The sequence below is a fragment of the Xanthomonas arboricola genome, assembly GCF_003353015.1.
Taxonomy (GTDB): domain Bacteria; phylum Pseudomonadota; class Gammaproteobacteria; order Xanthomonadales; family Xanthomonadaceae; genus Xanthomonas; species Xanthomonas arboricola_E.
The window spans coordinates 32,563-46,551 of the sequence record NZ_QREM01000009.1; the positions used below are offsets into that span (position 1 = coordinate 32,563).

At 66.4% G+C, this 13,989-nt stretch carries 15 protein-coding genes and 1 pseudogene; 10 read left to right on the top strand and 6 right to left on the bottom strand.

Annotation, left to right across the window (positions count from 1 at the left end):
- Window positions 1–5 precede the first annotated feature (5 nt).
- Together C0541_RS10805 and C0541_RS10810 are read right to left on the bottom strand one after the other, a co-directional pair.
- Window positions 6–650, bottom strand: a complete 645-nt coding sequence (locus C0541_RS10805; RefSeq protein WP_115048263.1) for a LuxR C-terminal-related transcriptional regulator — start codon at window positions 648–650, stop codon at window positions 6–8.
- Window positions 643–2,082 (bottom strand): ATP-binding protein, encoded by a 1,440-nt coding sequence (locus tag C0541_RS10810; protein WP_115048265.1) that lies wholly within the window; start codon window positions 2,080–2,082, stop codon window positions 643–645. The genes C0541_RS10805 and C0541_RS10810 overlap by 8 nt, the downstream gene beginning before the upstream one ends.
- A 216-nt stretch (window positions 2,083–2,298) precedes the next feature.
- On the opposite strand from C0541_RS10810, the gene C0541_RS10815 reads away from it, so the two are divergent.
- Entirely contained in the window at window positions 2,299–3,207 is a 909-nt protein-coding gene (locus tag C0541_RS10815) for a bestrophin family protein (protein ID WP_115048268.1), read from the top strand.
- A gap of 14 nt (window positions 3,208–3,221) precedes the next feature.
- Complete coding sequence (locus tag C0541_RS10820) at window positions 3,222–4,136, top strand: universal stress protein (RefSeq protein ID WP_115048269.1); 915 nt, start codon at window positions 3,222–3,224, stop codon at window positions 4,134–4,136.
- 293 nt (window positions 4,137–4,429) lie between these two features.
- On the opposite strand, the pseudogene C0541_RS21480 reads toward C0541_RS10820, so the two are convergent.
- A pseudogene (locus C0541_RS21480) lies at window positions 4,430–4,993 on the bottom strand (LysR substrate-binding domain-containing protein).
- Window positions 4,994–5,079: 86 nt separating this feature from the next.
- Here C0541_RS21480 and C0541_RS10830 point away from each other — a divergent pair.
- A complete protein-coding gene (locus tag C0541_RS10830) occupies window positions 5,080–5,526 on the top strand; it encodes a GNAT family N-acetyltransferase (RefSeq protein ID WP_115048271.1) in 447 nt (148 codons plus the stop codon).
- 166 nt (window positions 5,527–5,692) lie between these two features.
- Here the strand turns inward: C0541_RS10830 and C0541_RS10835 are convergent, their stop codons facing one another.
- Window positions 5,693–6,001, bottom strand: a complete 309-nt coding sequence (locus tag C0541_RS10835; protein ID WP_115048273.1) for a hypothetical protein — start codon at window positions 5,999–6,001, stop codon at window positions 5,693–5,695.
- Between the two features lie 595 nt (window positions 6,002–6,596).
- Between C0541_RS10835 and C0541_RS10840 the strand changes: the two genes are divergently transcribed.
- Window positions 6,597–6,872, top strand: a complete 276-nt coding sequence (locus C0541_RS10840) for a hypothetical protein (RefSeq protein WP_115048275.1) — start codon at window positions 6,597–6,599, stop codon at window positions 6,870–6,872.
- Window positions 6,873–7,004: 132 nt separating this feature from the next.
- Here C0541_RS10840 and C0541_RS10845 read toward each other — a convergent pair whose 3' ends face one another.
- Window positions 7,005–8,033, bottom strand: coding sequence for a Gfo/Idh/MocA family protein (locus C0541_RS10845; RefSeq protein ID WP_115048277.1), 1,029 nt, complete (start codon window positions 8,031–8,033; stop codon window positions 7,005–7,007).
- Window positions 8,034–8,517: 484 nt separating this feature from the next.
- Here C0541_RS10845 and C0541_RS10850 point away from each other — a divergent pair, with 484 nt between their 5' ends.
- From C0541_RS10850 to C0541_RS10875, 6 genes are all read left to right on the top strand, one after another.
- Window positions 8,518–9,513, top strand: coding sequence for an acyl-CoA dehydrogenase (locus C0541_RS10850; protein WP_193725913.1), 996 nt, complete (start codon window positions 8,518–8,520; stop codon window positions 9,511–9,513).
- Window positions 9,501–10,262 (top strand): PIG-L deacetylase family protein, encoded by a 762-nt coding sequence (locus tag C0541_RS10855; RefSeq protein WP_115048279.1) that lies wholly within the window; start codon window positions 9,501–9,503, stop codon window positions 10,260–10,262. Before C0541_RS10850 ends, C0541_RS10855 begins: the two co-directional genes overlap by 13 nt.
- The gene (locus tag C0541_RS10860) at window positions 10,259–10,855 is read left to right on the top strand and encodes a class I SAM-dependent DNA methyltransferase (protein WP_115048281.1); all 597 of its coding nucleotides are present in this window, start codon (window positions 10,259–10,261) and stop codon (window positions 10,853–10,855) included. Before C0541_RS10855 ends, C0541_RS10860 begins: the two co-directional genes overlap by 4 nt.
- The gene (locus C0541_RS10865; protein ID WP_115048283.1) at window positions 10,852–11,532 is read left to right on the top strand and encodes a glycosyltransferase; all 681 of its coding nucleotides are present in this window, start codon (window positions 10,852–10,854) and stop codon (window positions 11,530–11,532) included. Before C0541_RS10860 ends, C0541_RS10865 begins: the two co-directional genes overlap by 4 nt.
- A gap of 411 nt (window positions 11,533–11,943) precedes the next feature.
- Complete coding sequence (locus C0541_RS10870; RefSeq protein WP_238601308.1) at window positions 11,944–12,162, top strand: hypothetical protein; 219 nt, start codon at window positions 11,944–11,946, stop codon at window positions 12,160–12,162.
- Window positions 12,163–12,404: 242 nt separating this feature from the next.
- Window positions 12,405–12,773 (top strand): response regulator, encoded by a 369-nt coding sequence (locus tag C0541_RS10875; protein ID WP_115048287.1) that lies wholly within the window; start codon window positions 12,405–12,407, stop codon window positions 12,771–12,773.
- 159 nt (window positions 12,774–12,932) lie between these two features.
- On the opposite strand, the gene C0541_RS10880 is transcribed toward C0541_RS10875, so the two are convergent.
- A complete protein-coding gene (locus C0541_RS10880; RefSeq protein WP_115048289.1) occupies window positions 12,933–13,616 on the bottom strand; it encodes a thermonuclease family protein in 684 nt (227 codons plus the stop codon).
- Window positions 13,617–13,989 lie beyond the last annotated feature (373 nt).

Sequence of the window (13,989 nt, forward strand, 5' to 3'; positions counted from 1 at the left end):
ACGCCTCACACCAGGTCGCGATAATCCTGCAGGATCACCATCACCAACTGGCTGCGCGAGCGCACGTCGAGCTTGTTGAACAGTTGCTGGAAGGTCGCCTTGATGGCGCTCTCCGAACTGCCCAGTTGGCGTGCGATCAACTTGTTGGACTGCCCGCGCAACAGGCCGCGCAGCACTTCGCGCTCACGGTCGGTGAAGCTGGGCCGGCTTTCCTGGGTACCCTGAGCGACCAGCGACTGCAGGTAGCGCTGGTCAATCAGCACCCGGCCCATCGCCACCGCATGGATGCTGTCGATCAATTCGTCGGTGGAGACATCCTTGCGGCAGATGCCGGACACGCCGAGCCGGATCAAGGCCAATGCGTCGCGTTCGGGCAGGCCGGCGGTGACGACCAGCGTGGCCGGGCGGCGCGCCTGCTCGGCCTGGCGCCGCATGTAGTCCAGCGCGTTGTATTCGCCCATGTCGTAGTCGAGGATGACCACGTCCGGCGCCAGCGACGCGATCTGGACGATGGCCTGCGCCAGTGCGCCGGACTGCCCCACCACCTCGAAGCGGGCATCGGCACCGAGCAGGCGCAGCAGGCCCTCGCGGAACAGCGTATGGTCGTCCAGCAGGTAGAGGCGCACCGGCTCGCGCTGCGACTCATCCATCCAGCGCCTCCGCATACGCAGCATGCGCCAGCGGCAGATGCAGCTCGAAACAGGCGCCTTCGCCGCCGGGCGCATGGCGCAGCAGACCGCCCTGGTTGGCCATCAGCGCACGCGAGATGTACAGGCCCAGCCCGGAGCCGTCGCTGTCGCTGCGGAACGGCTGGAACAGGCGGCCCGGCTCGACGATGCCCGGCCCGGTATCGCGCACGCTCAGCACGGCGCGTTGTTGTTCCAGGCGCGCGCTGACGATCAACTGGCGGCGTTGCGGGGGCAGCGCCTGCACTGCGCGCAGCGAATTGCGCGCCAGGTTGAGCAGCACCTGCAGCAGCGCATGGCGATCGCCATGCACCGACGGGAACTCGGCCGGGATCTGGATCACCAGCTGGCCATCGACGTCCTCCCAGTCGGAACGGATGATCACGTCCAGTTCGCTGCATAGCGTCTGCAGCCGGGTTTCATGCGCCTCGTCGGGCAGCTGCCGGCGCAGGTTGAAGGACGCCAGCTCCATCAACGCCGCCACCAGGCTGCGCAGCGCGGCCAGGTCCGGATCTGCGCCAATGGCCGGATGCCGCGCCAGGTTGGAGGTGACCACGCCCGCGGCCGAACACAGGTTGCGGATCTCGTGCGACACCGCACCGGCCAGCAGGCGATTGTTCTTGAGCACATCGTCGAAGTGCGCCGATTCGCGCGCGCGCACCTCCTCGCTGGTGTCGACCAGGATCGCCGCAAGGTGCCGCTCTTCACTGTCTTCGTAGACCGAGAACCAGGTGGTGGCCGGGAAGCGGGTGCCATCGCTGCGGCAGCCCCAGGTGCTGGCGGAAGTGCGCATGCCATCCAGGTTGGCGCTCATGCTCAGCGCATCGTCCAGCAGCGGCAGGAACTCGCGCACCGCGCGGCCTTCCAGCCCGCCCTCCTCGGCCATGTCCAGGATCTCGTGCGCGGCGCGGTTGGCCGCCACGATGCGGCCGTCGCCGGCCACCGTCAGCAAGGCCGCCGGGCTGCTCTCGGCGAGCAGCCGCAATTGCCGCTCCAGCCGCCGGCGCAGCCGCTGTTCGGCGCGCAGCTGTACGTAATGGGCCAGGATCACCCGGCGGGTGCGGCTGATTTCGGCCACGAGCAGGCCGCAGCCGGCATAGGCAATGGTCGCCATGAAAAAGCGCAGCGCCTGTTCGACCAGAGTCTCGTCGGTCACGAACAGGCCGCGCAACACCGCACAGGCGATCGCGGCGATGACGATGTCGCGCCGCGACAGCACCGTGGCCGCCAGTACCACCGGCAGGATGTACAGCAACCCCAGCGATACGCCCAGGTGCGAGTACCACTCCGCCCACACCAGCAAGGCCAGCATCGCCAGCGACACCCACAGCGTCGGGCCGCGATTGAGCTTGACGACCTGGCCGCGCCACTTGAATGGCAGTCTCAGTCTGTCCATTGCCTACCTATGCACTCGCGCTGCAATGCCGCTCCTCGCTTGCGTGATTGATGCCACAGCATCGTGGCCAGGGCTGCGGATTTCATCCTATCGAAAGATAGCCTGCGCGCATCGTTCGGACGGTGCGTGCACTGTCCAACGCTGGCGCAAGGATGGCAGACACGACCGTAGAGGCTGGGTGTAATGGCCCTAACCCACGTCGATGTTGCCTTTCCCATGATCACCCGCGATACGTTTCCATTGCGACGCATCTGGCCCAAGACCTACAAGCGCCTGCTGGTGCTGCTGGCCTTCGACTGCGCCGTTGCCGTGCTGTACACCTTCTTCGGTTGGCAGTGGTTGTCGATCGAAGCCTTGCCGCTGGCCCAGCTTGGCTCGGCGCTTACCATCTTCCTGGCGTTCCGCGCCAATGCGGCCTATGGCCGCTGGTGGGAGGCGCGCCAACTCTGGGGCTCGCTGGTGAATACCTCGCGCGCCATCGCACGCCAGGCCCTGACCGCGCTGGATGTGGACCCGGCCGACCCGCGCCAGGCCGCACTGCGCGACGACATCGTGGTGCACCAGGTCGCCTTCGTGCATGCCTTGCGCTGCCACCTGCGCCGGCAGAACCCGTTTCCGGAGTTGGCCGGCCTGCTCGGCCAGGCACGCGCCGACGATTTGCGCGGCTACGCCAACATTCCCAATGCGCTGACCCTGCGGCTGGGCGAACAACTGCAACAGGCGCGCGACTGGGGCATGCTCGACAGCCTGCGCTGGTCGTCGCTGGACGCCAACCTCACCACCCTGGCCAACATCCAGGGCGCCTGCGAACGCATCAAGAACACCCCGCTGCCACGGCAGTTTTCCTCGCTGCCGCGCACGCTGGTGAACATGTATTGCTGGCTGGTGCCGCTGGGCCTGATCGCCGGCATGGGCCTGGCCATGCCGATCGCCTCGGTGCTGATCAGCTTCACCCTGATCGCCATCGACAGCGCCAGCAGTGCCATCGAAGATCCGTTCGAGAACACCGTACACGACACCCCGATGACCGCCTTGTCGCGTGGCATCGAACTGACCCTGCGCGAAATGCTGGGCCAGCGCGTGCCGCTGCGCGAGGTGCGCGCCATCGACGGTTTCATCTACTGACTACGGAGCCCACCATGCAGACCACCCCCACCCACCTGATCTTCGCCACCAACTTTTCCGAAACCTGCCATGCCGCGATCCCGACCGTGGCGCAACTGGTGGACCGCCTGCGTGCGCGCCTGACCATCCTGCACGTGCACGCCAAGGGCAAGCGTGCACAGGCCCAGCAGTCGCTGGACTCCTTCTTTGCCGAGGCGTCCAACTACCCGGGCTGCGAGCGCGCCCTCGCCGGTGGCCCTGCCGCCGCCGGCATCGTCTCGTTCTGCCGCAGCCGCGACGACGCGCTGCTGATCATGCCGCCGTCCGAACGCACCGGCCTGCCGCGCCCGCTGCACGTCTCACTGCGCGCGCGCGTGCTGCAGCGCGTGGCCACGCCCATGTTGACCCTGCCCTACGCCGATGCGATCCCGCGCGACGGCGCGGTCGGCGGCCATGTCGCCTGCTGGATCACCGGCCGCGAAACCAGCCTGGAATCGCTGCGCGATGCCGCCGCCCTGGCACGCCGCCGCGGCGCCGATCTGCACCTGCTGCATGTCGTGCCGGAAGTCAGCGAAGGCCTGCTGGTGGACAGCCTGTTCAACGACAAGCCGCTGAGCGAAGACGCGGCCGCCAGCTGGCTCGGCGACCTGGTCCAGCAGCTGCCCGACGAGGACCTGCGCGTGCGCATCCACGTGGCGGTCGGCAACCCGCGGCGCGAGATCGCCGGCCTGCTCAAGCGCGCCTGCGCCGACGTGCTGGTGGTCGAACACGATGCCCTGGTCCGCCGCGGCGTCTGGCGGTCCTCGCTGCAGTCCGCCCTGGCGAAAACGCCGTGCGTGCTGATCTGCCTGCCGCCGCCCCATCTGCGCCGCCCGATCCTGGGCACCCATGCCGACCAGGCAGGCACAGCGCCTGGCCGCAGCCTGGCAAGCCGGCTACTGCGTGTGTGAGCGCTCGGCGAGCGTCTGGCCAGGCATCCGGGATTGTCGGCGGCACAATCGCGCAAGTGGCGCATTCCGATAGACATCCCGGAGCGCAAGGCGGCTCCAGATCAAGATTCGGCGGCATGAGCCGCAGGCCAGCGTGCCTGCGGGCGCGCAACTGCGCCTACCCTTCGTGCGTCGACCGGTGGATTGATCGAGCGCCCTGGCAGCTCCGTCCGGACGTCGATGGCAGGTCTCTCCACGGCGGTGCCTTCAGGCCGGTTGCCACGCAGCCTGGCCCGTAGGCGGGAGCTGGCGCGCTAGCCCTTCAACACAAGCAACGCAGCCGTACACCTGTCGCAGATGAAGTCCACGAAGGTGCGCACCTTTGCAGCAGCCAGGCGTCTTGACGTGTGCAACACCCACGGCGCCGGCTACACATCCGCGATCGTGCCCCACTGCAGCAGTTCGCCACGCGCGAGCTGATTCCATGCGATCGACTGTGGAATGAGGGCCACGCCACCGCCGGCCATCGCTGCGTCGCGGACCATGAGGAACGAGGAAAACCGCAGTCTTGGCACGGGTTCCAGGACCAGACGCCGGACGCCTCGTCTGCAAGTCAGGCGCAAGTTACCCGTCTTATCCAGCGCGACGCCGCCGGTCACTCGAACTGCGCATCGATGCGCACGACCAGCCCGGTCGTCTCCACAACGTTCAACCGCATGCCGAAGCCGCTGCTGTGTCGCCTGCAGGCATCGCCGCTGGCGACAGCCTGCAAGGAGGTGCGCTGCGCCCTCGCCCTGCTGCCGAGTGCCCAGGGTGGTATATGCACGTGAGGCGCTCGCTCGTTGGCGAGCTGTGTTGTAGATGGCATGGGAGGCCATGCCGCTGCATCGCGCCTGCCCGTCTGAGGCAGACTACGCACATGGACACGATTCGGCCGTACCACTCCCGGGACTTCGATGCGTGCATGGCGCTGTTCGACGCGAACGTGCCGGCGTTCTTCAGTGCCGGGGAGCGTGTCGACTTCGCTGGCTTCCTGATCCAGCACGCCGCAGCGTGGCACTACCAGTTGCTGGAGCGTGGCAACGCGATCGCTGGCTGCGCCGGTTATGCGGTCAATGCCGATGGCAGCACGGCGAGCCTGTGCTGGGGCATGGTCCACCCGAGCCTGCACCGCTGCGGCGTGGGAACGCAGTTACTCCAGGCCCGGCTGGATGCGTTGCGCCAGATGCCGGCGGTCCGGCGCGTCATGCTGGATACGAGTCAACATACCCGGCAGTTCTATGCCCGCTTCGGTTTTGTCGTGCAGCAGGTCACGGTGGATGCCTATGGACCGGGTCTGGAGCGGTGGGACATGGCGCTCGATCTGCACCCCAGCGCGCAAACTGCAGGCAGCGCCCGGTCTGCACGGTAGCGATGGTGTACGCGGGCTGGTGGATGGTGTGCGCAGCTGGTGGATGCCCGGGCAGCACGCGGGAATGCACAAGCCCGTCGCGATGGCGCTTTCTTTCACGTAGCTCGCAAGATGCACGGCCGGGGCGACTTCTTCCGAGCGCTCCGAGCAGGGTGATGCGGCATGCCTATCGCGCTGCGTCCTTGTTGACCTGGGCACGTGCGAGCGCGGTGGCGGACACCAGCAGGTCCGGCAACTCCTCGCGAAAGGCTTCGGCTTGCCCGGCCTGGAGCACCCCGTAAAAGCTTGCATTGTCGAACACCGGCCTGCCCTGCAGGAAGAAGCCATCACGGCCCTGCACGACGAAGTGGAAACATGCCTGCCAGCGTGGGTCCGGACTGGCCGACAGCTGCACGACGACCTCGCTGCCGGCAGATGCCGTGCTTGCCGGGGTGACGGTGATCGTTCGCGCGGTAATCTGCTGACTGCGGTTCATGCGCAACATGATCGCGCTTGCGGCGTGGTGGCGGAGTGAGCCGGCGACGCGCGGCGTGGCATGCGGCGTGCAGGGGGCCGCTGCGCCGCATGACTCCCCAGCGGTGCCCGATCATCCGGCCGTAGCGTGGCGACACCTTGCACCCGTACTGTCGGTGCGTCGCTGGCGATTGCGCAGCACGCCGCCTGAGCGCTGCGGACCGCGCCTTCGCGTTGCCATCACGATGCTTATGTCCGCCGCGAGACCGGCTGCCGAGTTGCTGCCGTTGCCCAGGGCCGGTGATGCCAAGGCGCCTCAAAGCGGGGTGTGGCTGCAGGTCCCGGCCGGATGCATGCAGCTGGCAGGAGCGTTGATCGTCTGCCACTCCAACGGCCTGGCTGGTCCGGGCCGTTTGCGTATGAGGGGGATCCACACCGCGGCCGCTCAGCGCGCCACGGTCCTCCATCCGCTGCCCCGCAAGCACGTGCACGATGCTTTGACCCGGCCGGCCCATGCTGCGCCGGGCTGGACCGCGTGCCGCGCTGCCTGTCGTCATGCATCGACTGCAGGTGTCGTCCATGCCCCCGGGGATCAGAGAAAGCGCAAAGGAGCTTGTATGAAGAAGCTGCACACGTTGATGGCTGTCGGTTGCCTGCTGGGCCTGAGTTCGCCTGCATTTGCCGAAGTCGCCAATCTGACCAAGAGCGCCGATGGCGCCAATCGCGATGCAGGTATCGCAGCAGTGAAGCAGAAATTGCAGGACGCCTGCAAGTTGCGTAACGGCAGCGTGGATCTGGAGTCGTTCGAAGTGGTGTTCGAGAAGACCAGCGCAAACCCGGTGGTTCCCAAGCCCTCTCATGTGGACGCAAGAATCAAGTGCGATCTGGCCTGAGCCCGGCGCTGCGTGAGCGCGTCCACCACGCAGCGAGTAGTTAGATCGCGCGGCGAGTGGATAGATCACGACAAGGCCCCGCGCATGCGGGGCCTTGTTTTTTGTAGCGGCAGCCGGCGGGCGTGCCGCCGGTTACCCCAGCTGCGCCCGCGCCGTATCCAGCGTGCTCATGATCTGGATCACTTCGTCCAGCGGGTGCAGCGGCGACTCCTTGCGCCCTTCCCCGATGTAACGCGCGGCGGCGGTCGCTTGCCACGACAGGCCGGCATAGCCGGTGATTCCGCTTGGATCCCTCCATACCGCGGGCCGGCTGGCGTGGTCGTTGCCGACCAGGCTTAGCGAGGTCGGGTTGTGGAACTCGCCGGCAAGGTCGATGCGGGCCAGGCTGCCGGTGACATAGGCGGTGGAGCTGCTACGCGCCACGATGGAACTGACCAGCGTGGATTGCGCGGTGCCCCCATGCGACAGCACGATGGTCGAAAACGCATCCACGCCGGTGTCGGTCAGCGCGCCGGTCGTCGCGATCGCGGTGGGTGCGCCAAGAATCATCGAAGACAACTGCACTGCATACACGCCCAGGTCCAGCAGCGCGCCACCGCCGAGCGCAGGATTGCGCTGTCGGTGCGCGGCATCCTCAGGGCCGCATTGGCTCAGGTCGGCAAACACATGGCGAAGCTCGCCCAGCGCGCCGTCCGCCAGCAATCTCCGTAGCACCGAGGTGTGCGGCAGGTAGCGGCTCCACATGGCCTCCATCAGGAACAGGCCGCGCTGCCGCGCCTCCTGCACCAGCACACGCGTGTCGTCGGCGCAGGTGGTGATGGGTTTTTCGATCAGTACATGCTTGCCCGCGCGCAGCGCCAGCAGGCCCTGCTGCAGATGCTGGCTGTGCGGCGTGGCGATATAGACGATATCGACATCGCGGTCTTCGACCAATGCCTCGTAGCTGTCATGCACGCGCTGCATCGCCCACGTCTTTGCAAAGACCTCGGCACGCGCACGCGTACGCGAGGCCACCGCGAACGGCTGCTGTCTGGTATGGCTGCGCAGCGCGCTCACGAACGCAGAGGCGATCGTTCCAGGCCCGAGCACTCCCCATCGCAGCGCCGGCTCGCCGCACTCCGGCAGAAACAGCTCGGGCTCGGGAAACACTGTTGGCGGCATACGCCCGGGCTCCTGGGTAGCACGTGCGCGCATCCTAACAAAGGCGGGAATGCCGTGGCGCTCGCCGCCGCGCTCCACCTTGCAGGGATCGAGCATCATCGGCCGTTTCGACGCCGACGTTCCTGCGGTCGCGTGCGACACTTCCGGCTGTCGCTTCGAACTGCCTGGCGGAAGCGGTTCCGGTGACGACTCTTTCAGTGTAAGGCAGCTGCGCAGATGGACGGGCGATACCGGCGTCATTCACCGGATCGACGGCCTGCCAGCTGGGCAAGGCGCTGCCCATGGTGTTCCGCCAGCACGTCTTCATCAGCGCATCCAAGAGGCCAATGCAGTGCAGCAACGCGTGCGGATGTGGCCATCGATTCGGTTGCGCGTGGCACGTTGCGGGTTGCGACGATGCCCCTGCGCTTCCGTTCGCTTTGCGCGTCGACAACCCTCCTGACGCGTCACACGCCTTGCACCATGCGCTGCTTAGCTTGGTCCGATGAGCGCACGTATTTCATCGAACACCCTCGCCCTTGCAACGAACCCGGATTCAGCCCTCGCCGACGGACTCAAGCATTCGATTGCGGGCAGGTGGCTCGGTACCCATCCAACGCTGCCGCTACCCGGAGGCGGCCACACCGTGAAACGCTGGCAGACGCTTGCCGACATCGCCGCAGAAGACCTGTGCGCTGCCAAATTGCTGGAAGCCCATTACGACGCGCAGGCCATCTGCGCCGATCTGGGCGTGGACCTCATGATGCCGACACAGTGTTGGGCCGTGTGGGCGGCAGAGCCGCCCGGCTCCGACATGTGTTTTTCGGGGCAGGCGCTGAGCGGTACCAAGGCGTGGTGCTCCGGTGCCGCGCAAGTGACGCACGCGCTGGTGACCACGCGCCATGCCGGCACCAGTTGCCTGTTTGCCGTGGCGATGGATCAGCCCGGTATCCAGATCGACAGCAGTGCCTGGCAGGCAGTCGGGATGCAAGGCATCGAGACGGCCAATGTGCGCTTCACCGAGACGCCAGCACGGCAGATCGGCGCAGCCGATGCCTACCTGACCCGCCCGGGCTTCTGGCACGGGGGTGCCGGCATCGCCGCGTGCTGGTTCGGCGCCACCGTCGCGGTTGCCGATGTGCTGCGTGCCTCTGCACGCCTGAGCAAGGACCCACATGCGGCCGCGCACCTGGGCGCCATCGATGCGGGCCTGGCATCTGCCGCTGCGCTGTTGCGTCAGCTGGCCTTGCGCATCGACGCGCAACCGCAGCAGACACATCGGCGTGCCGTACTGCAGGTACGCAGCGTGGTCGAAGCGGTGGCACGCGATACGCTGGATCGGGTTGCCCGGGCACTGGGCCCGGGGCCGCTGTGCGGCAACCGCGAACATGCGCAGCGCTGCGCCGACCTGGCTGTCTTCATTCGGCAGCATCACGCAGAACGCGACCTGCAGGCCCTGGGCGAGTTGTGCCAACAGGAGGCATCGCCATGGAGGATCTAGCCGGGCAACCGATCGAAGGCGCAGGAACACCGGAAGCGGCCTGGCGTGCCGCACCGTGCCTGCACGAGCTGCCACGTGCCACGTTGTCGCAACTGATGCAGGGTGGTCAGCGCCTGGTGGTGGTGGCACCGCACCCGGACGATGAGGTGCTCGGCTGTGGCGGGTTGATCGCGGCCGCGCGTGCGGCCGGCATGCCGGTACTGATCATCGCGCTGACCGATGGGGAGCAGGCCTACCCGGACGAGCCGGGCTGGCGTCCACAGGTACTGGGCCCGGCGCGGCGCCGGGAACTGGAAGCGGCCATGCAGGAACTGGACGTCCTGCCTGGCGCATTGGTCCACCTGGCATTGGGCGACGGTGCGCTGGCGGCCTGCGAGGTACGCATGGCAGCGGCCATCGGCGACCTGATCACGGCGCAGGACACGCTGTTGGTGACCTGGGAACGCGACGGCCACCCGGATCACGAGGCAGCATCGCGTGCGACTGCTGCCGCGTGCAAGGCGCAGTCCGCGCGGCGCCTGCAGTATCCGGTGTGGGCCTGGCACTGGTCGCGTCCGCACGATGCGGTGTTTACCGAGGCGACTGCCCTGCGCTTGGATCTGTCGCCGGCGTTGCTGAGTGCCAAGCAGCGCGCCATTGCCTGCTTTGCCACCCAGCTCGGCCATTGCACGCCGGCCGTTGCAGACCCCATCCTGCCGCCGTCGGTGCTGGAGCGCTTCGCGCGGCCGTTCGAGGTATTCATCCGATGACGGCGCTGAGCGTTGAGCACTTCGAGCAGATGTATGCCGACCAGGACCCGTTCGGCTATCGCTCGCGCTGGTACGAGCAACGCAAGCGCGACCTCCTGCTCGGCGCCCTGCCCTACCCGAGGTTTGCGCGGGGCTGGGAATTTGGATGTTCCAATGGCGAGCTGACCGCACAGCTGGGGCAACGCTGCGACATGTTGCTGGCGACGGACCTGTCGCAGCAGGCAGTCGAGCTGGCCAGCGTGCGTGTGCAGGGCCAGCCCGGGATCACGCTGCAGCAGGCCGCACATCCGCAGCAGTGGCCGCCAGGCCGGTTCGACCTGATCGTCTTCAGCGAGGTGGGCTATTACCTTGCTGATCCGGATTTTGAAAAGACCACGGCGCTGTTCGCCGGCTCGCTCACCGCAACAGGCTGTCTGGTGGCATGTCACTGGCGGCACGACTTCGACGGCGCATTGCGCAGCGCCGAGCAGGTCCACGGCGCGCTGGATCACGCACTGGGCATGGATACGCTGTGCACCTATCAGGACGCGGACTTCGTGTTGCAGGCCTGGATGTCAGGGCCGTCGATTGCGCAACAGGAGCAGCTGCGATGATCGCGGTCACCATCCCGGCGCATAACGAGGTGGACCTGATCGGCAAGTGCCTGCAATCGATTCTGGTGGCGGCCGCGCATCCACACCTGTTCGGAGAGCAGGTGGAAATCCATGTCGCCCTCGACCGCTGCACCGACGGTACCGGCCCGATCGCGCGCGCGCATGGCGCAAGAACCGTCAATACCTGCGGTGGCGTCGGCATTGCGCGTGCAGCGGCAGCGTCGGCCGCAATTGCACGCGGAGCGCGCTGGCTTGCGTTTACCGATGCCGATACCTGCGTGCCGCCGGATTGGCTGTCGGCGCAGCTGGACTGTGCCGCGGATGTCTTCTGTGGCGTGGTGGACGTGACCGATTGGCACGATTACCGTCCCGAGACACGGCAAGCCTTCCTGGCCCAGGAAATTCGCCGCGACGGCCACCCCCATGTGCATGGCGCCAATCTCGGGATGAGTGTGGCTGCATACGTGGCGGCCGGTGGGTTCTCCGCGCTCAAGTGCAGCGAAGATGTGGCGCTGGTTTCGGCACTGGAGCGCGCAGGCATGCAGATTGCCCGCCTGGTCAAGCCGGTCGTCAACACCAGTGCCCGACGCATCGCCCGTGCCACTGGCGGATTCAGCGATCACCTGGTCCGCCTGGAGATGGCCGTGCTGGCAGGCGAGCCGCTGCTGGGGAACTAGCGTCGGCGCGCGGCGGTCGGCACCCGCGTGATCGCCATGCTGATGGCGCCACGCCAGGTTGCTTGCTGCGCCGGCAGGGCAAGGTGGCAAGCAGCCGCATCGGCTGCAGGCATGCGACATCACGGCGCTGATGACGGCCCTTTGGAAACATCGCAGGCGGCGCGATTCGTTCACCTGATCGACGGCTCGTGGGCAGTCATCCGACACGCAGGCAAACACCGCCTCCATCCAGGCAAGCGAGCTGTGCACCATTTACTGCGGTCGCGTTCTTTTACGTCCAGCGCCACGCGCAGTGCGTGATTCATGGCGCTTGCAAGTTGAAAAAATAGCGATCAAGGTGCAATTGCTGGTTGACTGACCACACGCGGAAAGCCGTCCACTATTGCTGCCGAGGTTACGATGGAGCCCGCGATGTTTCGGCAAATCGGTCGTTATCGACTGACCGCGCACACGGTTCCGGTGGACGGCGTCTTTTCCCCGGAGATCCTGGTGTCGTTGGATGATGGAATCACCTTGTACGGCCACAAGCATGCAGTGCGATTCGACACGCAACCTGCCGCGCACCTCTATGCCAGGCAATGGATGGGCCGATGCACCATTACGCCGCAGGGCGTTCTGCAGGGCGCCTGAGCGTCGCTGGCATGTCTGGTTCCAGGAGCCTGCCCGCTCCACTCGCAGAAAGCGCCACGCGTGTCGAGGCACCACACGGGTTGATCCGGTGCGCTTGCTTGCCGGCATCCTGCGACAGCTCGACAACGGCGCAATAGCGCGGGCCTGGAACATCGCGCCCTTCATTCAAGGTGTTCAAATCGATCACGTGTTTTTCGCGCGGGAAACGTAGGGTGATGCATGCATCCTCGGAAACCTGATTTATGGGCTCTCACAACGAAAAACTGATCCTGATTGTCGAGGACGATTTCGATACCCTCGAGGTCGCCGCCTTGTTACTGAAGGAAAGTGGCTATGCGGTCGTGACTGCCACCGATGCGCAGGGTGCACTGGAACATATCGATCGTTTTCCTGCGATCGCGCTGGTTTTCACCGACCTGCAAATGCCGGGTCTGCTGGATGGGTACGGCCTTATTTCGTATCTGCGTGCGGACGGCAATAATCTCCCGGCGATCCTGACGTCGGGGCTGGGGCATTCTCCCAAGGGCCTGCCCAGCCGGACGATGTTTTTAAGCAAGCCTTACACCCGTCGCAGCCTTGTCCAGAATATCGAGGCATTTGTCGGCCATTAACGTGGCCGGCTGCGCCTCAACCGCGTAGCGGTGCGTGCACGTGCCTGTTTCATACGTGACGGGCGCCCTGCCGGGCGATCGATCAGACCCGGCCCGGCGAAATCGATCGACACCCCGCATGACTGCGGCGCCACTGCGGATCTGCCGCGCTGTCGGGCATCATCGTGCCGCGCGTCGCCAGCCTGCCTTGATCGCATCCTGGCTGGTGCAGAAGTACCGCTCGCCCCGGGCAGGCGAGACGCTGGTGCGCTCGTAGTCGCGCTGACCGGGCATGTGGAAGATCTTGCTGCCCTTGCTGGAGATATTGCCCTTGATGGCACAGTGCGCAGGCGCTTGCGTGTGCGTCGCCTGGACACGTTGTGCCGATTGCCTGCGCTTGCCGCGTCGGTAATCGGCCGGCATCTGGAAGCTGCCGGCCCAGAGGTTGCGACGCTGTTGCTGCGCGGTGCGTTCGTCGGCGACGAAGGCGGTGGCGTATTCGCGGTAGGCCACGGCCCAACCGGACTGCACCATCCAGCGGTTGACCGACTGCCCCTGCACGTAACACTCGGCAACGATCCGTCCATAGCGATCGGTGTCCTTGGGCTGGCAGCGAACCGTCCTGTCGCGTAGATGACCATCCAGGGCTGCGGCGGAACGTCGGCCGCAAGGCCATGCGCTGCCGGCATCGTTGGTGCATTGCTGTGCGCTTTCGGGCGCATCGACACCCCACAGGCGGATACGTGTCTGCGCGAGCGTGATGGTGTCGCCGTCGGTGACGGTTGCGCGGCCAACCAGCTCCGCTGCGACAAGGGGTGAGGCGAACAGCGCGACAACAATTCCCACCGAACATCTGAACAACATCAACAACAAGCCTCGGGTGATCGGCAGAGCGTGGTCCGTCTGTGCTTGCCGGGGTGACGGCGTCCAGCCGATCAACTCAGCGATCCATCGCACGGGTGCACGCAGCGGAGCCCGGCGCGGGGCGGCACTGTACGCCAACGCGACGGCGATGCCTATCCCTTGCCGCAACCTGCGAAGCCGCGTTGGCGTGCGGCGTTCATCGACGCATGCGCATGGCGGTTGCGTTGCAAGCCGGTCGTTCTTGTTGCCAGGCGGGCGCACGGCCGTGTGCGCCGCGACCCGCTGCGTTTACGCAGCTGCAACGCTCCCGACTAGGGTTCGGGTGATGCCTATGTGACTGCGCCCCTGGCGCAGTCCATGTACCGCGCACGCC